Origin of the sequence: Flavobacterium rivuli WB 3.3-2 = DSM 21788, from assembly GCF_000378485.1 — a bacterium.
In the GTDB taxonomy this organism is placed as follows: Bacteria; Bacteroidota; Bacteroidia; order Flavobacteriales; family Flavobacteriaceae; genus Flavobacterium; species Flavobacterium rivuli.
Genome location: NZ_KB899976.1, coordinates 92,721 through 115,544 on the forward strand (window position 1 = coordinate 92,721; position 22,824 = coordinate 115,544).

Annotated in this window: 22 protein-coding genes; 8 read left to right on the plus strand and 14 right to left on the minus strand. The window is 39.9% G+C overall.

Features of this window, described 5'->3' with window-relative positions:
• Positions 1–90 precede the first annotated feature (90 nt).
• Positions 91–2,283 carry a TonB-dependent receptor gene (locus tag F565_RS0118760; protein WP_020214785.1) on the minus strand — a complete coding sequence of 731 codons (2,193 nt, stop codon included), beginning with the start codon at positions 2,281–2,283 and terminating at the stop codon, positions 91–93.
• A 419-nt stretch (positions 2,284–2,702) separates the two neighbouring features.
• Between F565_RS0118760 and F565_RS0118765 the strand changes: the two genes are divergently transcribed.
• Positions 2,703–3,638, plus strand: coding sequence for an NPP1 family protein (locus F565_RS0118765; protein ID WP_020214786.1), 936 nt, complete (start codon positions 2,703–2,705; stop codon positions 3,636–3,638).
• Positions 3,639–3,842: 204 nt separating this feature from the next.
• On the opposite strand, the gene arfB is transcribed toward F565_RS0118765, so the two are convergent.
• From arfB to F565_RS0118785, 4 genes are read right to left on the minus strand one after another with little or no spacing between them, the layout of a single operon-like run.
• On the minus strand, positions 3,843–4,244 hold the full coding sequence (gene arfB, locus F565_RS0118770) for an alternative ribosome rescue aminoacyl-tRNA hydrolase ArfB (RefSeq protein WP_020214787.1): 402 nt from the start codon (positions 4,242–4,244) through the stop codon (positions 3,843–3,845).
• Positions 4,245–4,253: 9 nt separating this feature from the next.
• Positions 4,254–6,158 carry a DUF4301 family protein gene (locus F565_RS0118775; RefSeq protein ID WP_020214788.1) on the minus strand — a complete coding sequence of 635 codons (1,905 nt, stop codon included), beginning with the start codon at positions 6,156–6,158 and terminating at the stop codon, positions 4,254–4,256.
• The gene (gene pnuC / locus F565_RS0118780; protein WP_020214789.1) at positions 6,119–6,754 is read right to left on the minus strand and encodes a nicotinamide riboside transporter PnuC; all 636 of its coding nucleotides are present in this window, start codon (positions 6,752–6,754) and stop codon (positions 6,119–6,121) included. The genes F565_RS0118775 and pnuC overlap by 40 nt, the downstream gene beginning before the upstream one ends.
• Before the next feature lie 17 nt (positions 6,755–6,771).
• Positions 6,772–7,404 carry a 4'-phosphopantetheinyl transferase family protein gene (locus F565_RS0118785; protein ID WP_020214790.1) on the minus strand — a complete coding sequence of 211 codons (633 nt, stop codon included), beginning with the start codon at positions 7,402–7,404 and terminating at the stop codon, positions 6,772–6,774.
• Positions 7,405–7,485: 81 nt separating this feature from the next.
• Between F565_RS0118785 and ahcY the strand changes: the two genes are divergently transcribed.
• The 3 genes from ahcY to F565_RS0118800 all read left to right on the plus strand — a co-directional run bounded on the left by ahcY (position 7,486) and on the right by F565_RS0118800 (position 10,536).
• Positions 7,486–8,802, plus strand: coding sequence for an adenosylhomocysteinase (gene ahcY / locus F565_RS0118790; RefSeq protein WP_020214791.1), 1,317 nt, complete (start codon positions 7,486–7,488; stop codon positions 8,800–8,802).
• Between the two features lie 225 nt (positions 8,803–9,027).
• Positions 9,028–9,663 carry a leucyl/phenylalanyl-tRNA--protein transferase gene (aat, locus tag F565_RS0118795; protein ID WP_020214792.1) on the plus strand — a complete coding sequence of 212 codons (636 nt, stop codon included), beginning with the start codon at positions 9,028–9,030 and terminating at the stop codon, positions 9,661–9,663.
• Positions 9,664–10,110: 447 nt separating this feature from the next.
• The gene (locus tag F565_RS0118800; RefSeq protein ID WP_020214793.1) at positions 10,111–10,536 is read left to right on the plus strand and encodes an organic hydroperoxide resistance protein; all 426 of its coding nucleotides are present in this window, start codon (positions 10,111–10,113) and stop codon (positions 10,534–10,536) included.
• Positions 10,537–10,607: 71 nt separating this feature from the next.
• Here F565_RS0118800 and F565_RS0118805 read toward each other — a convergent pair whose 3' ends face one another.
• From F565_RS0118805 to F565_RS0118845, 8 genes are all read right to left on the minus strand, one after another.
• Positions 10,608–11,417, minus strand: a complete 810-nt coding sequence (locus tag F565_RS0118805; RefSeq protein ID WP_020214794.1) for a TraB/GumN family protein — start codon at positions 11,415–11,417, stop codon at positions 10,608–10,610.
• A 68-nt stretch (positions 11,418–11,485) separates the two neighbouring features.
• The gene (locus F565_RS0118810; protein WP_020214795.1) at positions 11,486–12,385 is read right to left on the minus strand and encodes a helix-turn-helix domain-containing protein; all 900 of its coding nucleotides are present in this window, start codon (positions 12,383–12,385) and stop codon (positions 11,486–11,488) included.
• Between the two features lie 72 nt (positions 12,386–12,457).
• Entirely contained in the window at positions 12,458–13,279 is an 822-nt protein-coding gene (locus tag F565_RS0118815; RefSeq protein ID WP_020214796.1) for an SDR family NAD(P)-dependent oxidoreductase, read from the minus strand.
• Positions 13,280–13,461: 182 nt separating this feature from the next.
• A complete protein-coding gene (locus tag F565_RS0118825) occupies positions 13,462–14,142 on the minus strand; it encodes a hypothetical protein (RefSeq protein ID WP_020214798.1) in 681 nt (226 codons plus the stop codon).
• Positions 14,123–14,929, minus strand: coding sequence for a metallophosphoesterase family protein (locus F565_RS0118830; RefSeq protein ID WP_020214799.1), 807 nt, complete (start codon positions 14,927–14,929; stop codon positions 14,123–14,125). Before F565_RS0118830 ends, F565_RS0118825 begins: the two co-directional genes overlap by 20 nt.
• Positions 14,930–15,260: 331 nt before the next feature.
• On the minus strand, positions 15,261–15,668 hold the full coding sequence (locus tag F565_RS0118835; protein WP_020214800.1) for a hypothetical protein: 408 nt from the start codon (positions 15,666–15,668) through the stop codon (positions 15,261–15,263).
• 170 nt (positions 15,669–15,838) lie between these two features.
• Positions 15,839–17,395 carry an Rne/Rng family ribonuclease gene (locus tag F565_RS0118840; RefSeq protein ID WP_020214801.1) on the minus strand — a complete coding sequence of 519 codons (1,557 nt, stop codon included), beginning with the start codon at positions 17,393–17,395 and terminating at the stop codon, positions 15,839–15,841.
• 413 nt (positions 17,396–17,808) lie between these two features.
• Positions 17,809–18,105, minus strand: a complete 297-nt coding sequence (locus F565_RS0118845; protein WP_020214802.1) for an HU family DNA-binding protein — start codon at positions 18,103–18,105, stop codon at positions 17,809–17,811.
• Between the two features lie 131 nt (positions 18,106–18,236).
• Between F565_RS0118845 and mutY the strand changes: the two genes are divergently transcribed.
• Genes mutY through gldD form a run of 4 tightly spaced genes read left to right on the plus strand, consistent with a single transcriptional unit; the run spans position 18,237 to position 21,635 of the window.
• Positions 18,237–19,277: an A/G-specific adenine glycosylase gene (gene mutY, locus F565_RS0118850; RefSeq protein ID WP_020214803.1), complete on the plus strand. Its 1,041-nt coding sequence runs from the start codon at positions 18,237–18,239 to the stop codon at positions 19,275–19,277.
• A gap of 43 nt (positions 19,278–19,320) precedes the next feature.
• Positions 19,321–19,764, plus strand: a complete 444-nt coding sequence (locus F565_RS0118855; protein ID WP_020214804.1) for a single-stranded DNA-binding protein — start codon at positions 19,321–19,323, stop codon at positions 19,762–19,764.
• 21 nt (positions 19,765–19,785) lie between these two features.
• The gene (gldE, locus tag F565_RS0118860) at positions 19,786–21,069 is read left to right on the plus strand and encodes a gliding motility-associated protein GldE (RefSeq protein ID WP_020214805.1); all 1,284 of its coding nucleotides are present in this window, start codon (positions 19,786–19,788) and stop codon (positions 21,067–21,069) included.
• Positions 21,066–21,635: a gliding motility lipoprotein GldD gene (gene gldD, locus F565_RS0118865; protein ID WP_020214806.1), complete on the plus strand. Its 570-nt coding sequence runs from the start codon at positions 21,066–21,068 to the stop codon at positions 21,633–21,635. Before gldE ends, gldD begins: the two co-directional genes overlap by 4 nt.
• A gap of 428 nt (positions 21,636–22,063) precedes the next feature.
• Here the strand turns inward: gldD and F565_RS22765 are convergent, their stop codons facing one another.
• A complete protein-coding gene (locus F565_RS22765; RefSeq protein WP_020214807.1) occupies positions 22,064–22,645 on the minus strand; it encodes a heavy-metal-associated domain-containing protein in 582 nt (193 codons plus the stop codon).
• Positions 22,646–22,824: the final 179 nt, after the last annotated feature.

Sequence of the window (22,824 nt, forward strand, 5' to 3'; positions counted from 1 at the left end):
ACATTGCACTATAATATTTCTAAAAATGGTATTACATAAAAGGTCCTGCCACAATAACGCGGCAGGACCCAATTAGAAAAACTAACTATATTAAAATTTAAGGGTAGCCCCTACAAGAAAGTTAATACCTGCCTGCGGAAAATAATAAGGATCCGGCCCGCCATACATGGTACCGTTTGATACATACTTAGTATCAAAAATATTATTTACTAATCCCGTAAAAACTATCGATTTAAATACCGGCAATTTTTTAAGTTCATACGTAATATTAAGGTCGTTTACAAAATAGCTCTTTAGCTTATCGTTACCCATCTCAAGGTTATCCATATATTGCTCGCCTACATATTTAGAAAGCAATGCCACCTGCAAATCTTTAAACGGAAGTACTATTAACTGGTTACCTGCAATAACATTAGGCGAATATGCAATAGAAGTATTGCCTAAGTTTTGTGTACCCGTTTCGATTTCATTATAAAAATCGATGTTCTTGCTGCTGCTTACCGCAATATTAGGTCGTATAACAAAAGAATTTGTTACATATATGGTAGCATCTGCCTCTATACCTGCCCTATAGCTATCGCCACTGTTAGCATATATTGCCGAGCCCACATCGTTAAGGTCGCCCGTTAAAACCAGTTGGTCTTTATAACGCATGTAATAACCGTTTACGTTTAGTGTTGTCCTGCCCTGTTTAAACCTCCAGCCCAGCTCAAAATCGTTCAGGCTTTCCGGCTTAGGGTTATTGTCTTCATAATCGGTACGGCGTGGCTCTTTGTTAGCCCGTGCATACGAAAAGTAAATACTGTTATTAGTATTTACGGTATACGTAAGGCCCGCTTTAGGGTTAAAAAAGTTAAAGGTATCATCTACGGGTTTCGGGCTGCTGTTACTTTCTAAAACATCATCGGCATTATAATGCACGGTACGGTACTGCATATCGCCAAAAAGGCTCAGGCTGTTTGTTAACTGGTAATTAGCCTTGGCAAAAATATTAAAGTCGGTCTTGGTGGCATCATTATCATAGTAACGGTCGTTAGGGCGCACGTTACCCGAATTTTGCGCCCATATTACTTCGCCAAAGTGCGCTCCTGTATATTTATTCCAGGCACCGCCCAGCGTTGCGTTAACTTTGCCTTCTTTATAATTCGTAGAAAATGTAGTACCATAAAAATCGTTATCCAGCCATTTGCGCGTTATAAGATCAGATACCGGGGTAAGCTCGCCATAATAATCAATTTCTTTTGTGGCAATTATACCGGGAAACTTGCTAACCGGGGTGTCATCGCGGTAATTTTCATAATATCCTTTACCTTTAGTGTAATGTGCAGCAATGTTAGTGCTCCAGGCATCGCTTAGCCTTTCATTCCAATGCAGCTGGTAATGGTCCTGCTGGTAATTATCGGTTTCATTTTTATAATAATGAATATTACCCTCATCATCATAATACACGCCGGATGTATTGAATCGTCTGTTAGTATTTAGAGTTTGGGTATCTATACCGTTCCATGCCTGGTACGTTTTTTCGGTTCCGCCAAAAGCCATTGCCTTAATAAGCGTGGTTTTACCTACATAAGTTCCCTGTAAAAAGTACGACCTAAGGTTAGATGCTGCCCTGTCTATATACCCATCTGAAGCTATATTAGACACGCGGCCTGCAAGCTCAAAGTTGTTGTTTAAAAGCCCGGTGCTAAACTTCACAGTATGTTTGCGCGATGCATAACTGCCAAAAGAGTTAGATATCTCTCCGCTCGATTCTTTTTTGTAAGCATCTGTAAGCAGGTTAAGGCTGGCGCCAAAAGCCCCGGCACCATTTGTAGAGGTTCCTACCCCGCGCTGCAGCTGGATATTTTCTACAGAGGATGCAAAATCGCCCATGTTAACCCAAAAAGTTCCCTGAGATTCGGCATCATTAAGCGGGATACCGTTAAGTGTAACGTTTACGCGGCTCGCATCTGACCCACGCACACGTATGCCTGTGTAGCCTATACCGTTACCGGCATCGGTAGTGGTTACTACAGATGGTAAAAAGTTAAGTAAAATAGGAATGTCCTGCCCTAAATTGCGTTTGGCAATTTCTTCTTTGCCAATGTTGCTAAAGGTTACCGGTGTGTTGTTGTTTACACGCACGGCCTGCACCAGTACTTCGTCAAGCTTATTTACGGTATCCTGCGTTGCAGGCTGCTGTGCATAAGCGGCAATGCCAATAAAAGAAAACAGGAGGGTCTTAGAATCTAAGGGCCTAAGCGACTTAGATTCTTTTAAGAAAGTGAATAAATTTTTCATTCGTAAAAATTGTTTTACAAATAAAAGGGGCAATTATTCTTTGCGTTAGTTATACATGATTTTGGCAACAGTTGCGGTGTGCACTCCGCTTGTTGGCCATTATTCCCTTGGCGGCATTACCCGCCCAGGTTCTTTGGGTATGATCTCAGCCCGATTGTTTAGGGCACCCCTTTGAGACGGCGCAAATGTAGTATTTTTTTTTATTATTGGATAATTAGATTTAAGATTATTGAATTTTTAGATAACCTGAATTACCGAAACCTCACAAAACACTTAACAAAGAGGTAATAATTTAAAAATACTTAAGGTACAATGCACTGCATTAAAACTTTTAATTTGCCATAGTCGCGACACCGTTTTGTAATTACAAACCAAATAATTTAATTTTTAATTACTGATTATCAACCAACAACTACAAAATGAAAAATTATGCTTTATCTATGCTGGTGCTTTTTGGCTCCCTGTTTTTTGTTCAATGTTCTACCTCATCGTTAGTGGATGATAGCGACGAGATCGTTACAAAAAGCACAGCTACTTCCCGAATTGCGGCTACAAATGTAAATCCGTTTTTAAACTGCGGCTGTACAGAGAGTGCTACAAAAATTACTACCGGCGATGCCGCTACATGGGCTGTAAGGTTTGCACCGCTTGTAAAATTTGACCGCGCCGCACCAGATTATCCTACATCTGTAGAGGATATATGGGCAAGCACAAACCCCGCAAGCATAGTGTGTAACGGCCAGCTGGCTCTTACTAACAGCACAGCACCTACAAGCCTTAACTTTCCTACATATTATGATGTGCAACAACATCCTACAGATAGCGATAAGGTGTTTATAGATTACTGGTTTACCTACAAAAAACAGGAACCATGCTCTGTAGGGCAGGGAGGCCATGATTATGACTGGGAGCATGTAGTAATACAGTTTAAAAAATCTACACAGCGCATTGTTACGGTTACATACTACCAGCACGGTGGCTGGTACACTAAAGACTGGAGAAACGTTGCCGCCGGCACAAGGCTTGTGGCTTATGTGGGTAAATATGCCCACGGCATGTACAACAACAGCAATACTATAAGCTTTATAGGCTACGCGTGTACTTACTTTGGCGATTACCGTAACCCGGCAGATGCCAGCGATGAAGCAAGTACATGGAACAACCTTATACAAATGAGCTGCGCCAAATCAGAGTTTAACTTTAACGGGGGCTGGGGCACAACAGGTAAAGGCCCTTTACACCGCGACCGCCAGTACTGGAACTTTGCAGCCTGCAACGGCAGCGATACCTTTGGCACTAACGGCTGCAGCGGATCTGACTTTGCTGTAGGCACAATAATAGGAAGTATTAATTAATTATTTTATTCAGAATTTAAATCGAGGGAGGGCTGTCATTTATTTGGCAGCCTTTTTTCTTTTCAGGCATGTGTGCATTTAATGCCATCAACCGTTAACCTATAGGAAACAATTAACTGTATGTTATGCAATAGTAAAAAGGAAACCCTGCCAAAAGCAGGGCTTATATCTTATGCGAATCTAAAAATCTAATTGTCCAATAATCTACAAATCCGGCTTTCGCCTGTTTTGTTTTTTATCTGATAAGCGGCGTTTGCCTTCTATCCTTTTCTTAATTACAGATCGCGGTATTTTAGTAGGCTTCCTTATTTTATCTACCTTAAGGGCAGCATCCATAACCAGGAAAAAGCGTTTAATTACAATATCTTTATTACGCAACTGGCTGCGGTCTTCGTCGCATTGCAGTATAAGCACACCCTCATCTGTAAGGCGGCTGGAAAGACGGGTTTCGGCAAGCAATTTTTCTTCATCGCTTAGCGATTGCGATGTGGGTACATTAAACCCAAGCACCACTTTGCTCGATACCTTGTTTACATTTTGCCCGCCGGCACCACTACTGCGCACAGCCTTAAAGGTAAGCTCTGTAATAATTTTCTCCCTGTCCACAGTTAATAATTACGGTTTTTGGTGCGCCGGTTTAAGCAGGTCGTTTACCGTTTTAACCGGGTTAAAGGTTTTAAGCGGCACCTCTACAAAAACGGTTATCCATCCGGCCATGGCACCGTTCCATAATCCCGGCAATTCATACGATTTTACATCTTTACCCATCCTGTTTTTATAAACAATAAAACCGGTGTTAGGGTCTACAAATTCGGTAAGGTCAAATTTATTGCCTTTGTAATCTTTAAGTCCGCACACAAGGTCTACCGGGTTAAAGTGCGTAGACTGTGAGAATATATGGCTTTGTATTTTGTTATCGAGGTCTATTTGCGAGCTCTCTACAATTTGTAAAGAAACCCTGCCCCTTTTTCCTTTAACCCAGAAAGGGCCACCACCGGGCTCACCCTCATTCTTAACCATACCGCAAATACGGATAGGCCTGTTAAGGCACTCCTTAACATACTGAAATTTATTCTCTAAGGTAAATTTATCAAAATCGGGCGATATATCCTGAGATAGCTGGATAGCCGCAAAATCTACAATTTCGTCAAGCTCCTGCTCATCTACCTCATGGTTCTCTATATGCTCCAGATAATGGTTTACTTTTTCCTGAAGTTTTATAAGCATACCACCAAGCGCTTTTTTATAAGTCGCAATGGTATCCATCTTGGTATGCCTTACGTTATCTATATTTTTTACAAATACAATATCGGCATCCAGGCGGTTAAGGTTTTCTATAAGCGCACCGTGGCCTCCCGGCCTAAAAAGCAACGTGCCTTTTTCGTCCCTGAATGGTTTATTATCCATATCTACCGCAAGAGTATCTGTTTCCTGGTGCTGGTAGGTAAAATTAAAACTTATTTTTATGCCAGACTCCTCTTCTACCTTAGCTCTTACCTCATTTATAGAATCAAGGAAACCATTAAGATGATTTTCTGATATTGTAAAATGAATGTGCGTCTGGCCCTGAGAACCTGCATAGGCAACACTCTCCCTTAAATGCTCATATATAGGCGTAGCACTAAATTCGTCATAACAATGAAAAGGTATTATACCCTTAGGTTTATTGGCATAATCAAAAAATTGCTCGCTCATCATGGTTTTAATAAAACTGTAACTACGGGCATCTTCCCTCACATTTTCATCATCTCCGGCAGGGTAAACAATATGTTTTTCGGCTTCGGCGGCAATTTCAGCATAAAAAGGAAATTTTTCCAACCCTAATAAAAATACCTCAAGCGAATTGTCTTTTTTACGGTTTATATATCCATTTATGGTTTCTTTCTCAGGGTTATAATTAGAGATAAAATCATGCAAAAACTTAAACATACGTGTAGCAGCGCCAGATGCAGGCACAAACTTTTTAAGCTTATAACTTTCCTTTTTACTGTCAAAATAAGTAGCAGACTCTGCTGCCTCTTCTTTGCTTAATCCCACAACCCCATCTGCAAGTACCGCAGGACGCTCTAAGTTAATTTTTGCAATCCCGTTCCTGAATATATCAAGCTGTTTTTCTATTTTGTCTAAATGAATATTACGGTTGTATACCTGCACAAAATCTGTTACAGAAAGGCCAAGCGATAAGGCTTTTTCTAACTGGCTTACTAAGCAGGATACTTTACCAAAAACATTATCTGTACCCTCGGTAACCCTTAGGCGTGTATTATTTTGCCTTCTTAGCATCTCGGCTAATTCATTGGCTTTCTTTTTCTCTTCAGGAGCTATAACAATGGCAAGGTCAGATGATTTTGGAGTATTTACAGTATCAATATCCTTAGCCTTAAAATAAAGTTGCTGGTTATTTTTTTCTGCCGCAAATGGCTCCAGGTTTAGTAAGGCCGCTGTAGCTTTACTATCTTTTTCTGCATATATAGTTATTGTTATAGTATTGATTTTTTGACGTGTAAAGTTCTCTTCCATGCTACATAGCCATAAATGGCAATTATTGTTAAAAATAAATTTAAAATACTGGTAAGCGTGTAACCTTTAAGGTAAAAAAGCGGTATGGCAATTATATCTCCGGCTATTAAGAACAGCCAGTTTTCAAGTTTTCTTTTTGCAAGCAGCCATGTTCCCACAAACAATAGCCCCGTCATAAATATGTCGGCATACGCCCACCATTTATCAAACCTGTTTAACCAGATATAAATACCTGACACAAATATAATGGAAAAAAGAAAAATAAGAGCACAGGCTATAGAATCCTTGTATGAAATTATTGTTATTTTTAGAGAATCGTTGCTGTTTTCATACCGTTTGCCCCACAATATCCATCCATACACACTCATATAAAAGTAGTATAAATTAATAAGAAGGTCGCCGTATAACTCCCAGTCTAACAATAAATATATATAAATTATTGTGCTTGCTAACCCTGTAGGATACAATAATATACTGTTATTTTTAGAATAAACCACGCTGGCTATACCTAAAACCACAGCAATAAACTCCAGCCATATTTGCAGGGTAGTATAGCCTGCATACTGGCTAAAAAGTACTTCATAAATGTTTTGCATAATATTACTACATTTTTTTAGCTGCCAAGGCAGTAAACAAGGGTAAAGCCTTCAATTTCTTCAAAAAAGAAAGGGTATTGGGCATCTATTTCTTCAAATTTTACATTGGCTTTACCCGTAGCCTCTTCCATCTTAAAGGGAAGAACCTCTATATTTTGCTTAAAGCTAAGCCCGCTGCGCGATATCATTTTGTAAACTGCCTCTTTAACACCCCATATTACAATAAGGTTTTGCATATAGGTCTCTAAATGTGTAGGGTCGAGATAGGCAAATTCCGGCAGTAAAAATTTCTCGGCAATGGTAATTACTTTCTCGCGTTGCATTTCCATATCTATGCCTATATTCTGGCTGCTTACAATAATGGCCGAAAAAGCGTAAGAATGTGTTATAGATATATTATTGCCATCGGTAAGGTGCGGTTTTCCATCGGCACTATAATAAAGGTCAAAATCAGTATAACCTATTTCCTGCATAAGCATGCGCACTCCTAAAAAGGCTTTGCGATGTGATTCTGACTTCATTTTATCCATTTTATTAACGCACACATCTTTAAGCGTAACCGCAGCAGATAGTTCTTCCATGCTCTCTGTATTTTTCCATACAAGGAGCCTGGTATTGGCATTAATAGTAACAGATTTGTATAAAGGCATTTATTAGGGTTAAATAAGGTTTGATTAAAACCAATTCATTAAATTTGCAAAAACTTTTGCTAATACAAATATACAATATTCATGAGTACTACAACAACGCCATTTGTGGCTTATAAGGTAAAGGATATTTCGCTTGCGGAATGGGGAAGAAAAGAGATTCAACTTGCTGAAGCAGAAATGCCGGGACTTATGGCACTTCGTGCTGAGTTTGGTGCGCAACAACCGCTTAAGGGTGCGCGTATTGCAGGCTGCCTGCACATGACCATACAAACTGCGGTACTTATAGAAACCCTTGTTGCACTTGGTGCAGATGTTACATGGAGCTCATGTAATATTTTCTCTACGCAGGACCATGCTGCTGCTGCTATTGCTGCTGCCGGTATACAGGTTTATGCATGGAAAGGCCTTAACGAGGAAGACTTTGACTGGTGTATTGAGCAAACTTTGTTTTTTGGCGAAGACCGCCAGCCGCTTAACATGATCCTTGACGATGGTGGTGACCTTACCAATATGGTGTTTGACCGTTTTCCGGAGCTTGTTGCCGAAATTAAAGGATTAAGCGAAGAGACTACTACCGGTGTACACCGCCTTTATGAAAGAATGAAAAACGGTACATTACTTGTTCCTGCTATTAATGTGAACGACAGTGTTACTAAATCTAAATTTGATAACAAATACGGTTGTAAAGAAAGTGCTGTAGATGCAGTTCGCCGTGCTACCGACCTTATGCTTGCAGGTAAACGCGTTATAGTATGCGGTTATGGCGATGTGGGTAAAGGTACTGCTGCTTCTTTCCGTGGTGCAGGATCTATTGTTACTGTAACAGAAATAGACCCTATTTGTGCACTACAGGCTGCTATGGACGGTTATGAAGTTAAAAGGCTTGATACTGTTATTGCCACTGCCGATATTATTATTACCACTACCGGTAATAAAGACATTGTTGTAGGTAGCCATTTCGAGAAAATGAAAGACAAAACCGTTGTTTGTAACATAGGCCACTTTGATAACGAAATTGATATGGCATGGCTTAACAAAAACCATGGTGCAAGCAAAATTGAGATTAAACCACAGGTTGATAAATATACTATTGCAGGTAAAGATATCCTTATCCTTGCCGAAGGCCGTCTTGTAAACCTTGGCTGTGCTACAGGCCACCCAAGCTTTGTAATGAGTAACTCATTTACTAACCAAACACTTGCTCAATTAGAACTTTGGGCTAACAGCGCAAACTATGCTAATGAAGTATATATGCTGCCTAAACATCTTGATGAGAAAGTTGCTTCCCTGCACCTTGCTAAACTGGGTGTAGAGCTGGAAACACTTAACAACGAGCAGGCTGCTTACATAGGCGTTGCAGTTGAAGGTCCTTACAAACCAGAGTACTACCGTTACTAATAATTTCAGAATTGAGATTTTAGATTTCAGATTGAACTTCACATGAGTGAAGCTGTTCCCCTCTTAAGAGGGGTTAGGGGTGTGTTAAACAATAATGCAACTCTTGTTATTTAAAATTAAATTTTGCAATTTAAATATACTGCCCTCACGTTTGTGGGGGCTTTTTTTATGACATATCCCGGTTTGCAATTTGGATTTTGTGTTTTGGATTTTTAAATTTGCCTTATGTATTTTTTATCGCGCGAACTTTTCTTCCCGTCTGTTAGCTATGCCTCACCCGAAGGTATAATAGCCATAGGTGGCGACCTTTCGCCCGAACGCCTCATGCTGGCATACAGCAACGGTATTTTTCCGTGGTTTGAAGATGATGAGCCTATACTGTGGTGGAGTCCGCCGGAACGTATGGTGCTCTTTTTTTGCGACCTTAAAATATCTAAAAGCATGCGCAACATACTTAACCGTGGTATGTTTACCGTTACCTTTAATACTGCTTTCAGAGAAGTTATAACCAACTGTCGCGATATAAAACGCGACGGCCAGCCGGGCACCTGGATTACCGATGATATGACCGAAGCTTATTGTAAACTGCACGAAATGGGCAAGGCAAAATCAGTAGAAGTTTGGCATGAGGGCAAACTTGTGGGAGGCTTGTATGGTGTAGACCTGGGCCATATTTTTTGTGGCGAAAGCATGTTCTCCTTAATGCCTAATGCCAGCAAAGTGGCTTTTATAGCCCTTGCCAAAAAATTGGAACAGGAAAATTATAAGGTGCTCGACTGCCAGGTACACAACAACCATTTGGAAAGCCTTGGCGCACGCGAAATTTTAAGGGTAGATTTTTTAGCATTGCTAAAGGGGTGATTATTCGCGAATAGATGTTATAAATGTTGCTAATTTATTTAAAATATCTACCTTACACTCTACCACTTCAAGTTGTTAAGCAATGAAAGATACATTAGTTAAAAGAACCAATATAATAATATCGTTAGAAGCAATCACCTTTGTATCAATCATCTTTTTTCAGGTTAGAAATATAGGTGTATTATTTTGTTGTTTTTTCTTATGCACAGTAGTTCATCTCGTCTTAGCTGTAATGCATGTTGTTTACAGGCCTAAAATGTTTTATTTATACATATTATTTTTGTTAGGAGCCATATTTGTAGTAGTACATATCGTAATAAACATAATAAGTTTTATGCCTTAAAGAACATTTGACTATACCTTTTGTTAGTCTTAAATTGGTATTAATAACTACAGTACGCATACTATGCTTACGTACCTTTAAGCATAACTTTTAGTTTAAATAAAATGAATAAATTGTATACTGCAAAAGCTACCGCTACCGGCGGAAGGAACGGCAACGTAAAAAGCTCTGACGGAATATTAGACCTTGAATTAAGGACACCCAAAGCTATGGGTGGTGCAAATGATGACTACACTAATCCGGAACAATTATTTGCCGCGGGTTATGCTGCCTGTTTTGACAGCGCATTAAACCTGATAGCAAAAGCAAACAATGCCGCTGCCGGAACAGCAACCGTTACTGCCGAAGTAAGCATAGGTAAAAATGATAAAGGAGGCTACGGATTAGGCGTGGTATTAAACATTAATATTGCCGGCGTAGAACTTTCCGTGGCGCAGGACCTGGCTGCAAAAGCCCATGAAATATGCCCCTACTCTAACGCTATACGTGGTAATGTAGCGGTAGAGCTCGTGGTTACTAACGAGGTTTAGTCTATAATTATAAAAGCCATCGTACTACGATGGCTTTTGCTATATACAACGATGTTGTGCTTTATACTTTGCTATTCGTAAAATTCTTTTAATGTAAAATTCACTTTTTCTTTTGCCTTATTCAATTGTTCTAATAAATAATACCGATGAAAATAACCAGTTAGCACCATAATTTTTTTACCGGGATTATTACGCACTACAGTTACTATATTCTTCGCCATGGTTTGGTTTCTCAAGTCCCAAAAATCGCAAAAACGGTTATACCCTTCGGCATAGCTTACCCTCTCATTAGTTGTTGTAATCACAAATCGTTTGGCAAATTCTTTGCGCTCATTTATTACCTGCCTTATTTTATAATGCTGGTAATACTGTCGCAGTTTAGAGATGCTATCGGTACGTTTGTTATTAAACTCCTTTGCACTTTTGTAACCAAAAGAATTAAGCTGTTCAGTGAGCCTTTTATATTCGGCAACAATATCCGCCTGTTTTTTAGTAAGGCTACCCGCGGTATAAAGGCTGTCGAGTAAATCCATTGTAGGATTTTCAGATTGTTTTATTCCTTTTGCACGACGATATTCATTCCTGCCTTCAAACTCAAAAGGGCGCAATAGTGCAGCAGGATGCTTAGCCACATATTTCTCAGAAGCATTTTGTTCGTTTTCTTTAGAAGGCTCTTTAAACTTAAAATCATCGGTAAAATACGAGCCATCTATTTCATGTAATATAATGTCAGGCTTTATTCGCTCCATGATTTTAAAAAGGCTGTCGGCATTATAGTTTGGCATAGGCGTGTGCACATTGCCTATTACAATAACATCGCTATTTTGTGCGAAGCAGGTAATGCTTAGCCCAATAAGCACAAACAGTAATATCTTTTTCATAGATGGTAGTTTGATTACTAACCTTAGGTTAAAGCCGTAAAAATACCATTTTGAAAGTACAGCGCAAATTAATAATTTACAAACTGCTTTTTAAACTCATTAGGGCTAAACCCTGTTTCTTTTTTAAAGAGGCGCGAAAAATATGGAGGGTTTTCGAATCCCAGTACATAGGCCGTTTCCGACACTGTATTTTGAGATGCCTGCAACAGGTTCTTCGCTTCGGCAATAAGAAAGATATGGATAAGCTCTAACGCCGTCTTGCCGGTTTCCTGCCGTAACAGGTCGCTTAAATAGCGTGGCGATGTATTAAGCTGCACGGCCATTTGCTTTACATTAGGCATTCCGTTTAGTTTAAGCAGGCCGCTATCATAATATGACCCCAGCAATGCATTAAATTTAGATACCGTTTTACCCGAAAGCTCTGTCCTGTTTATAAACTGCCGCTTGTAATACCGCTGCGAATATTTAAGTATAGAATCTATATGCGTTAATATAATATCACGGCTGTACTCGTCCTGGTTGTTGTAATATTCCTGTTCTATTTTATGATACAGCTCCCACATTAATTCTTCCTCGCGCAACGAAAGGTGCAGTGCCTCGTTGGTTTCATAATCAAAGTAGCCGTACTTATTAATTTCCTGATGCAGCGGGTGCCCGTTTAAATAATCTTCATGTATAAAAAGTATAAAACCTTTTTCTTCGAGCTCTACATCTTTAATTTCTATTATCTGGCGTGGCTTTATAAACATCATAGAGCCGTTGTCATGATCATAACGGGTACGCCCGTACATAACCAGCCCAGCCTGCATTTTCTTGAAACCTATCATGTAAAAATCGCCGGTAAAAGCACTTTGGGTAATAGAGCATGGGTCTATACCTTCGCACAACACCAGCCCCAGTAATGGATTTTCCGGTGGCGGAAAGCCTGTCGCACGGTTAAGGTCGCTAATGGTTTTATAATGTTTCATGAGCTTAAAATATAATTACACCTGCATACCAATAAGCAGCAGGTGTAAATTTACAAAAAATACCGATTGGTTTTATATTCCGTGTGCAGCCGTTGCTACGTCGTTCCATTCTTCCCAACTTGCAATGCGCTCCTCATATACATTTTTAGCCCATGGTAAAGCGTGCTTACCTAAAAACAGGCGAAGCGGAGGGTTTTCGGCATCTACTAACTTAAGTACTGCTGCGGCTGTAGCATCAGGATCTCCAAAAACACCTTCTGCGCTGTTAGCCTCGTTAAAAGCACTTCTTACATCGCTATACACTTCCAATGGTTGGGTTTGGGCAGCACTTGCGCCGGCCCAGTCGGTCGCAAAACCATTTGGCTCTATTAGCGAAATGTTTATACCAAACTGTTTAACCTCCTGCGAAAGGGTTTCGCTAAGTCCTTCTACAGCAAATTTAGAGGCGTTGTACATACCAAGCAACGGAAGCGTAGCAATACCTAATATGCTTGATACTTGTATAATATGGCCATGTTTTTGTTCGCGGAATATAGGGAGCGCAGCCTGTGTAACCCATAGCAGGCCAAACACGTTAGTTTCTATCTGGCTGCGGGCTTCTTCTTCAGATGTTTCTTCTATGGTACCAAACAAACCGTAACCGGCATTGTTGATAACCACATCGAGGCCGCCAAAATGTTCTTTTGCTTTATTAATGGCAGCAAAGCTTTCGGCACGGCTGTTTACATCAAGTTGTATGGGTAAAATAGCGTCGCCGTAAGTAGCAACGAGGTCATTAAGGGCATCTGTATTACGGGCAGTAGCCGCCACCTTATCGCCACGTTTTAAAAATGCTTCGGCCCAAAGTTTCCCAAAACCGCGGGATGCTCCTGTTATAAAAATTGTTTTAGACATTATTTTGTATCTTTTAGATTATGATACAAAGTTATACCGGCGACCCGCCTCCCTACTTATACAAACGAGCGGAAAGCAGATACAAATTACGGTCTATAGTTTATAGTTGCCTCATACAGAAAAATGCCTGCACTATTTTACAGCACAGGCATTTAATAAATTATTTGCTGTAAGGGCAGCTGTTAAAACAGCTGTACTTTAAGCCCCAGTGATAATACAAGGTAATCTTTAGGTTTAAGGTAACTGTTGTTAACGGCACTTAACAGGTACAGGTCGTTAGTGCTTACCTCATAAAAGAAAGTCGCCGATTTAAAAATTTCCCGGTCTTCTTTAAACTTATAAGTTATACGCTGACCCACAAATACGTTAATCCTTATTTTAGATGAAAACGCGTAATAGCTGTTTGGGTATTTTTCCAGTTCTTTAACCCAGAAATCGCGGCCCCATATAGTGTTTAAATATAAACCGGTAGTTAGCGGCTCAATCATAAACTTTGAGCCTATATCAAGTTTCCAGGGTATATAGTTTTGCTTTAAGGTAAAAGTAATCTTGTTTTTAGAGGTAGAATAATGCGGCAGGAAGCCAATAAAAAGATCGGTCTCCCACTGTTTTCGTTTACCATAATCCCATCCACCGCCAAGAGACAGGAAACCCATAGACCCGGCATATTGCAGCTTGGCATATTCGGGAATTAAAATACCCCAACCGGCACGGTAATTTTTCTCGCCATTAGGTTTAATAGAGTCGGTAATAATTAGCACAGTGTCTTTAACCACTTTTTGTGCCTGTACTGTAGTGTTATTTACTAAAAAAACAAAAACAGCTAAAAGGGTTATTTTCGTTTTAAAAGTAAACAACTTCATAAGTATATTGATTATCTGGTGTAATAGTGTAAACTAAATAGGATTTTTTGTCGATACTGGCCGACCCGTAGTACATAATACCATCATTAAAAAGATCGTTTGCCTGCAGATGGTGGTCATGCCCGTTAATACAAAATTGCAAATCAGGAAAGCCTTTAATAATGTTCTGGAAAACCCTTGCCACATTATTATCAAACTGTTCAGAGTACGGGCGGGCGTGCATGGCAACAACTGTTTTATTCTGTTCGGGCTGTTGTTTGTCAATCTCATTCTGAATAAACTCAAAATCAGGCACCGGGCGCGAGTAGTCAAACTCCAGGGCGTTAGTGTTAAGGCATATAAAATTTACATTACCAGCCTTAAATGAGAAATTTTCGGGGCCAAAAATAGTCCGGAAAATATCTTCGCCATTAGCAAGGCAGTCATGGTTGCCCAGCAAACCCACATAAGGCACATTAAGGCCATTCATAATATCGCGCATCCACATAAATTCTTCGGTAGCACCAAAATCGGTAAAGTCGCCATCGTGAATTACAAAGTCAATATCATTGCGTTTATTAAGTGCCTTTACAAATTCTTCGGTTTCGTCATACCAGCGCTGGGTGTCGCCCATAGACACAAACTTGATAGATGTTTTGCCGGCACAGGCAGCCTCTATACGTGCAATGTTTTTTGCATTAACGCCCTTATCTCCTGTAATTTGTCCATCGTAAGGATGGTAATCGAACATATCGCAGCCTGCAAAAAGAAACAGCAGCGCGAAACTGAGTAGTAGTTTTCTTATCATGAAATAAATAGTAAAGTATAATCTTAAGCAAATCTTAAGAATTGCAAAGATACCACTACCTCTTTATTTTAGCATAAACGCATAGCGTTAAAGAAAACACAAACAACTATAATGGGGTATAGCACTTTTGGGTTAATAACTGAAATCAACCTTAAAGGGGTGCATGCAATACATACAAAAAGGAGTTGTCTCAAAAGTACTTACAAGCATTTTTTGTCATTCTGACGAAGGAAGAATCTTTTACTATCAAGCAATTGAGATTCTTCACTTCATTGCATTACGTTCAGAATGACACTTTTGAGACAGCCTGCTAAAAGTTAAATGCAGATAATTAATTCCTGCTAAACTGCATGTGAGGCCCGTCGCCACTCCCCTGAGTATCACGAAGTGTAAGCGCACCATCGGCAAAATCGTACTCATACTCCGACTCAAAACCATCTGCAATTATAAATAATGCATCAGCTGTAAGAGTTACATTATAAGTACCCGATGCCAGCATATAAGGATAAACATCCTGAACGGTATTGTTTACAACAAGGCTTGTACCCGCTTCGTTAAAAGTCCAGGTAATATCGCCCTGTTCCAGCACCGGTAAAACCGCCACAAAAGCCGTGTAGCTGTTCAGGTTCCAACGGCCTTGTAAACTACCGTTGCCCGGATTAACATTGTTATTACTGTCGTCGTTAGAGCATGCGCACAGTACTACCGTGCACAATAAAAGTGTAAGGATTTTTTTCATAGCTTTTCTTTTTTAGTAAATTTAAGAAAAACCTTAGAGAATTTGAACGCTTAAAAGTATTTTTTTTAACTAAATAACTGACAGTTAAGCATAAGTATGAGTTTTTAGAATAAAACACAAACCTCATCAAACAAAAAAACCGCCCTTATCAACGATAAGAGCGGTTTCTGTTATTCTGCGATAGCGTTTCCTTTGCTATCAAAAAAGTGGTATTCTAAATACGTGTAAGCGTCACGTGGTATAACGGTTACCCATTTTTTATGCTCTAAATACCATTTAGTGCGTATAGACGGGAACCCTTTAGTTAGGTATGCGGCCACAAAAGGGTGTGCACTTAGCACAACTTTTTTATGGCTCTTTAATATTCTTTCAAGGTCGGCCGCTATTCGGTCAATTACTAAAATTGGGGCTTCAATTTCCGAATTTTCATTATTCGGGTCTTCTTCCCTTGTTTTAATGTTTACCTCAGGCCGTACCCTTTGCCGTGTAATTTGTACTAAGCCAAATTTACTCGGGGGCAGGATCTTGTGTTTTGCTTTATCGTCGCTCATTTCTTCCCTCAGGAAGTCAAAAAGCTTCTTACGGTTGTCGGGGTTAGACATGTCTATAAAATCGACAACAATAATTCCTCCCATATCCCTTAAACGTAGCTGGCGCGCAATCTCTGCGGCAGCAATAAGGTTTACCTCCAGTGCAGTATCTTCCTGGCTAAGGGCCTTGTTAGAGCGGTTACCACTGTTTACGTCTATAACGTGCAGGGCTTCTGTATGCTCTATAATTAGGTAGGCACCTTTGCTCATGGATACCGTTTTGCCAAAAGAGGTTTTAATCTGCCTTTCTATATTATATTTTTCAAATAAGGGCAGTTCTTTGCTTTGGTAGTTTTTCACGATATTCGCTTTATGGGGAGCTATCTCCTGCAGATAGTCCTTGGTTTGGTAGTACAGGTCCTCGTCATCTACGTAGATACCTGTAAAGGTATCATTAAATACGTCGCGCAGTATAGAGGAAGCCTTGTTAACTTCGCCCAATACTTTGCTGGGATGGTGGGCACTGGGTATGCGTTTGCACATTGCTGTCCATTTGTCCAGCAGGTTTTGCAGGTCGCGGTCCAGTTCTGCTACTTTTTTTCCTTCGGCTACTGTTCTCACAATAACGCCAAAACCTTTTGGCCTGATAGATTGCACCAGGCGTTTTAGGCGGTCTTTTTCTTCTTTCGATTCTATTTTCTGTGAAATAGATATCCTGTCAGAAAAAGGCACCAGCACCACATAACGTCCGGCCAGCGAAAGCTCTGAGCTTATGCGTGGGCCCTTGGTACTTATGGGCTCTTTTACCACCTGAACGAGTATAGACTGGTTAGAGCTTAGCACATCGGCTATAGCACCATCTTTATCTATCTCTTTTTCAAACGGAAAGGTTTTTAAGGAGTAATCTTTTAATTTACCTGCGCTTACAAGTTTCATGAATTTCAGCAGGGTAGGAAGATTAGGGCCCAGGTCGTGATAATGCAAAAATGCATCTTTCTCGAAGCCCACATTTACGAAGGCGGCGTTAAGGCCGGCCACAGGTTTACGAATTTTGGCAATATAAATATCGCCCACGCTAAACTTGTTTTTGTCTTCCTGTTCCTTGTGTAATTCTATTAGTTTTCCATCTTTTAATAAGGCAAAATCTACGGCGTCAGAACCAGATCTGATAATCAATTCTTTGTTCACACTGTACATTTTTATCCGTATGCAGTTTTAAGTTTACGGTTTACAGTTAACAGTTTAAGGAACGCCCTCAAACTGTAAACTGTTAACTGTCCTACTGTTAACTAATACAGATGGATTAAATAATAATTTACAGGTAGCTTTTTTGTGTACCCGATACTTTAGACAGATTTTTAGGATAATAGATTTAAGATAAAAGACCTTAACCGAAGCTTAGTCTATCATCTGATGTCTAAAATCTCTTAGTCTGCTAAAGACAATTTCAATGAACTTTTCACATTAAAAAAGAAAAAAGTAGTTTGCACTACTTTTTCTTTTTGTGACGGTTAGCTCTTGCACGTTTTTTACGTTTGTGCGTTGCTACCTTATGTCTTTTTCTTTTTTTACCACTTGGCATAATTAGATAAGGGATTGGTGGTTAATAATTAGTTCTCTTTTACTTCAGTGTTGGTTTTTACACCGTCTACAAATATTTTTGCAGGCTTAAATGCCGGAATATTATGAGCAGGTATTTTGATGGTAGTATTTTTAGAAATATTCCTTCCTGTCTTTTCAGCACGCGTTTTGATGATAAAACTTCCGAAACCTCTTAGGTATACGTTGTCTCCGGTTTCTAATGATGTCTTCACTTCTTCCATGAAAGACTCAACTGTTGCTTGTACATCTCCTTTTTCAAGACCAAGTTTCTCCGAAATTTTCGCTACGATGTCTGCTTTCGTCATTTTCTTATTAAATTAATGATTGTGTATTTTTTTTGAGTGTGCAAATATAACAATTAAAAAAACAATAATTCAAGGTAATCTATTAAAATTTAATAACATAAACTTTTACTTTTGCAAACCACAGCATAACAATGATATTCTCTAAGTCTTTAATTCAATGGTATTTGCAGCACAAACGCGATTTACCATGGCGCAAAACACCGCAACCCTACCCCGTTTGGCTGTCAGAAATAATGCTGCAGCAAACCCGTGTGGCACAGGGATTACCCTACTTTTTACGTTTTATAGAGGCCTTCCCTACCGTGCAGGATATGGCCGCTGCGCCAGAGGAACAGGTGCTTAAATTATGGCAGGGCCTGGGCTATTACAGCCGCGCCCGTAACCTGCATGCCACGGCAAAACACATAGCTTATGATTTAGGCGGCAGCTTCCCGCCCAGCTATGCCGGCCTGCTAAAACTCAAAGGCGTAGGCGATTACACTGCTGCAGCCATTGCCTCTATAAGTTATGGCGAGGCCGTGCCCGTGGTAGATGGTAATGTGTACCGTGTACTGGCACGTTATTTTGGCATAGATACAGATATTTCTCACAGCAGTGCCAGGAAACAGTTTACAGAGCTTGCCGCATCACTATTGCCTAAAGACGATGCATCTGCCTTTAACCAGGCCATGATGGAGTTTGGTGCCCTGCAATGCGTACCTAAAAATCCTAATTGCGGTAGTTGTATCTTTAACAAGGAGTGTGTGGCTTTTTTAACCGGCCGTGTAAACCAGCTGCCTGTTAAGCTGAAAAAGACTAAAGTAACCAACCGTTATTTTAACTATATTATCGTTAAAGACGGTGCCGGCAAAACCATTGTTAACCGCCGCGGCGATAAAGGTATTTGGTTTGGCCTGTACGAATTTCCGCTTGTGGAAACCGAAACATTAACCGATAAGGCCGCTACAACACAACTTATAGAAAATTTTGAAGGGCTTGGCTTCGTGCCAAAAAGTATACGATTGCTGCACCCGGATGTTATTATACACAAGCTGTCGCACCAAAAGCTGCACATACGTTTTTGGGAAGCGGGCACTGATTTGCTTCTGACTGAAGCTATTGATAATGAGCAGGTAAAATTACTGCCTTACCCTATAGTAATTCATAATTTTATGGAGAAGCATTGGGAATGATGATTAATTTTACTAAATTTGATAGAACACTAAAAACAAAGCCATGAACGGGACCTTAAATAAAGTGATGCTTATAGGGCATCTGGGCGATGATGTAAAGATCCATTATTTTGAGGGAGGCAACTGCATAGGGCGGTTTCCGCTGGCTACTAATGAGGTGTATATTAACAAGCAAACTAACGAGAAAATAACCAGCACAGAGTGGCACAATCTTGTAGTGCGCAACAAAGCTGCCGAAATTTGCGAAAAATACCTTACTAAAGGCGATAAGATATATATAGAAGGCCGCATAAAATCGCGCCAGTGGCAGGGCGAGGATGGCCAAACCAAGTATACTACAGAAATTCAGGTTACAGAGTTTACCTTTCTTACTGTAAAAAAAGAGGTAGAGAGCCACAAGCAGCCTTTTGCCCAGACTATGGGCGAACCTGCAAAAACTAATTACGATATGCCAAGCGTGCCGGCCAATGACGACCTGCCGTTTTAATACTAACTAACACACCACATTTTGGACCCCGGCCCCGCGAGTTACATTTCTATAGATTATAACCTTACAGCAGGTTTTGCAGGTATTATATTCCTGCTTTTATGTTCTGCATTTATATCGGGCACAGAGGTAGCTATTTTTTCGCTGTCTTCACAGGATATCGACAGGATAAATGCTAAAACCCCACGCCAGGGCAGCCTTATTACACAATTGCTGCAAAAGCCTAAAAAGCTGCTCGCCACTATTGTAATTACCAACACCTTTATTAATATAGCCATCATCATCTTTTTCTTTAAGATGAATGCGTTTTCTGCCGTCCATATTCCGTGGCTGCGTTTTGGCATCGAGGTAGCCATTATAACATTCCTCATACTACTCTTTGGCGAAGTAATACCAAAGGTGTATGCAGGCCGCAACAACCGCCTTTTTTCGCGCACCGTTGCCTACCCTCTTTTCATATTAAACAAAGCACTGTCGCCGCTTAGCATCCCTATGCGCGAAGTAACCTTGTGGCTCAATAAGAAATTTGGACTGGAAAAGTCAGAATTATCTGTAGATCGCCTTTCGCAGGCACTGGAATTAACTGATTATGGTGATGCTACTGTAGAAGAACAAAAATTGCTTGAGGGTATAGTTACCTTCGGCAATACCGAGGCACGGCAGGTTATGAGCCCACGTATAGATATTTTTGCGTTAGACGTTACAGAGCCTTTTTGCGACATACTCCCTAAAATTGTAAAGACCGGCTACTCCCGCATACCCGTTTACCGCGATAATATAGACCAGATTGAGGGGGTGCTTTTTCTTAAAGACCTTATACCTTATATAGATGCTACCGAATTTGAATGGCAGGACATACTGCGCCAGCCATTTTTTGTACCCGAAAACAAAAAGCTGGACGATTTACTAAAGGAATTTCAGGAAAAGAAAAACCACCTTGCCGTTGTGGTAGATGAATATGGAGGCACGTCGGGCATAATATCGCTTGAAGATATACTCGAAGAAATTGTAGGCGATATTAGCGATGAATTTGACGATGAAGACATTATATACTCTAAAATAGACGACCGCAATTACCTGTTTGACGGCAAGATAGGGCTTAAAGATTTTTATCGCATTACAGATATTGACGAAGGATCTTTTGATGAAGCCAAAGGCGAAGCCGAAACCCTTGCAGGGCTGGTGCTGGAGCTAACCGGTAATTTCCCTAAAAAAGGACAAAAAATTAGCTTTAATGGCAATATCTTTACGGTCGAATCTGTTGATAAGAGAAGGATAAAACAAATTAAGGTTACACTGGTATGAAAATGATATATAAATTATGGTGTTTGGTACTACTTGTTGCAATAGGCGGTCTTACTACAAGCTGCCATGAAGAAACCGTACCCAAGCCCAAAGCTTTTTTAAGACTGGATTACACCATAGGCGATTATAAACCTTACAACAGTGATTGCCCGTATACTTTTGCCTATAATGAACTGGCAAAAGTTAAAAGCAAGGGCCAATGCAACTTTACCATAGAATACCCTAAAATGAAGGCCACCATTTACCTTACCTATAAACCGGTAAATAACAACATCGAAAAGCTTTTGCATGACGCCGAGGAACTTACTTACAAACACGTAATTAAGGCCGACAACATAAATGCACAGCCGTTTATAAACGCCAACAACAAAGTGTACGGCATGTTTTCGCAGGTGGGTGGCGATGCCGCTACCAACGCCCAGTTTTATGTAACCGACAGTACCAGGCATTTCCTTACAGGCTCTATGTATTTTTACGCAAAGCCCAATTACGACTCTGTAATGCCGGCCGCTGCCTACATAAAAGAAGACATGAAAAACCTTATGGAAACCATCATCTGGAAATAATTTTTTGATTTACGATTTAGTAATTATAAATTACGAATGATTACGCTTTTCATTCTGAGTGAAGTGCAACGAAGTTGAAGAATCTCAAATTCTAAGATTACTTCGTGCCTCGGCGATGACAGCATATAAAGAAATCCGCATTAATCTAATATTTTGCAACATCAACACAAATCCGCGTCACCTTAATTTATTATAACTGACTCCTTAGAACATAAAGTTTTGTCATTCTGAGCGAAGTGCAACGAAGCCGAAGAATCTCGAAATTTTAAAATCACTTCGTGCCTCGCGATTACAGCACGTGAAAAAAATCTGAGTTAATCTGTGATTGCGAAGCATCTGTGGCATCCGCGTTTCTTTCACTATAATTCGTGGCTAAAAAACACAAAAAAAGCAGCCGTAAAGCTGCTTCAATATATATTATAAAAAGATTACAAACTTCCGCCTTTAGCTTCATGGCACGATGCCTTTTTAGCATCAGCACCTTTAGCACAACATCCGCCTTTTTTAGCATCGGCAGATGAGCATGCTTTAGCATCTTTCTTATCCGTTTTAGCTGTAGTAGTTTTAGCTTCTTTTTTCTTTTTCTTTTTATCCTTATCATGTCTGGCAGCATCAAAGAATGCTTTATCGCCAGATGATTTTACATCAGATACTTTGTAAGCACCATCGGCAATTTTCTCAACTGTTTCTACAAAGCTTTCTGTAGTTTGCTTAGCCGGGTCGAATGATATAGTAGCTGTTTTGCTGTCAAAATCAACTTTAGCTTTTTCTACACCATCCATTTTAGACAGTTTTTGCTCTATTGTAGCGGCACACCCCATTGGGCATGTCATACCGTCAATTTTAAAACTGGCAGTTTCCAGGTTGGCAGCCGTATGTTTGTTTTGTGCGCTGTCTGTTACAACATCTTTAGCAGGAGTTTCTAAGTTACCATCTTTAGAGGTGTCTTTACAACTTGCAAAAAGTAATGCCGCAACGGCTATAAGGGTAAGTTTTTTGGCAATGTTCATACGTGTATTTTGTATTAGTTTAATATCTGCAATATAACAGATTACAAATTTATACAAAAACACTTTTGTAAGGAGCGCGTTGCACGTTAAAATTTATTATTTGCATGATACTGTATCAGTATACATTCCCTTCCGAAATTTAAAACATATCGATCAATTAGCTACCTTTGAATTTTACA

Excerpts from the sequence above, each read along its gene's own strand:
- F565_RS0118760 (WP_020214785.1), bottom strand. The coding sequence starts at position 2,283 with ATGAAAAATTTATTCACTTTCTTAAAAGAATCTAAGTCGCTTAGGCCC.
- F565_RS0118765 (WP_020214786.1), top strand. The coding sequence starts at position 2,703 with ATGAAAAATTATGCTTTATCTATGCTGGTGCTTTTTGGCTCCCTGTTT.
- F565_RS0118775 (WP_020214788.1), bottom strand. The coding sequence starts at position 6,158 with ATGGAAGAGAACTTTACACGTCAAAAAATCAATACTATAACAATAACT.
- pnuC (WP_020214789.1), bottom strand. The coding sequence starts at position 6,754 with ATGCAAAACATTTATGAAGTACTTTTTAGCCAGTATGCAGGCTATACT.
- F565_RS0118785 (WP_020214790.1), bottom strand. The coding sequence starts at position 7,404 with ATGCCTTTATACAAATCTGTTACTATTAATGCCAATACCAGGCTCCTT.
- ahcY (WP_020214791.1), top strand. The coding sequence starts at position 7,486 with ATGAGTACTACAACAACGCCATTTGTGGCTTATAAGGTAAAGGATATT.
- aat (WP_020214792.1), top strand. The coding sequence starts at position 9,028 with ATGTATTTTTTATCGCGCGAACTTTTCTTCCCGTCTGTTAGCTATGCC.
- F565_RS0118800 (WP_020214793.1), top strand. The coding sequence starts at position 10,111 with ATGAATAAATTGTATACTGCAAAAGCTACCGCTACCGGCGGAAGGAAC.
- F565_RS0118805 (WP_020214794.1), bottom strand. The coding sequence starts at position 11,417 with ATGAAAAAGATATTACTGTTTGTGCTTATTGGGCTAAGCATTACCTGC.
- F565_RS0118810 (WP_020214795.1), bottom strand. The coding sequence starts at position 12,385 with ATGAAACATTATAAAACCATTAGCGACCTTAACCGTGCGACAGGCTTT.
- F565_RS0118815 (WP_020214796.1), bottom strand. The coding sequence starts at position 13,279 with ATGTCTAAAACAATTTTTATAACAGGAGCATCCCGCGGTTTTGGGAAA.
- F565_RS0118825 (WP_020214798.1), bottom strand. The coding sequence starts at position 14,142 with ATGAAGTTGTTTACTTTTAAAACGAAAATAACCCTTTTAGCTGTTTTT.
- F565_RS0118830 (WP_020214799.1), bottom strand. The coding sequence starts at position 14,929 with ATGATAAGAAAACTACTACTCAGTTTCGCGCTGCTGTTTCTTTTTGCA.
- F565_RS0118835 (WP_020214800.1), bottom strand. The coding sequence starts at position 15,668 with ATGAAAAAAATCCTTACACTTTTATTGTGCACGGTAGTACTGTGCGCA.
- F565_RS0118840 (WP_020214801.1), bottom strand. The coding sequence starts at position 17,395 with ATGTACAGTGTGAACAAAGAATTGATTATCAGATCTGGTTCTGACGCC.
- F565_RS0118845 (WP_020214802.1), bottom strand. The coding sequence starts at position 18,105 with ATGACGAAAGCAGACATCGTAGCGAAAATTTCGGAGAAACTTGGTCTT.
- mutY (WP_020214803.1), top strand. The coding sequence starts at position 18,237 with ATGATATTCTCTAAGTCTTTAATTCAATGGTATTTGCAGCACAAACGC.
- F565_RS0118855 (WP_020214804.1), top strand. The coding sequence starts at position 19,321 with ATGAACGGGACCTTAAATAAAGTGATGCTTATAGGGCATCTGGGCGAT.
- gldD (WP_020214806.1), top strand. The coding sequence starts at position 21,066 with ATGAAAATGATATATAAATTATGGTGTTTGGTACTACTTGTTGCAATA.
- F565_RS22765 (WP_020214807.1), bottom strand. The coding sequence starts at position 22,645 with ATGAACATTGCCAAAAAACTTACCCTTATAGCCGTTGCGGCATTACTT.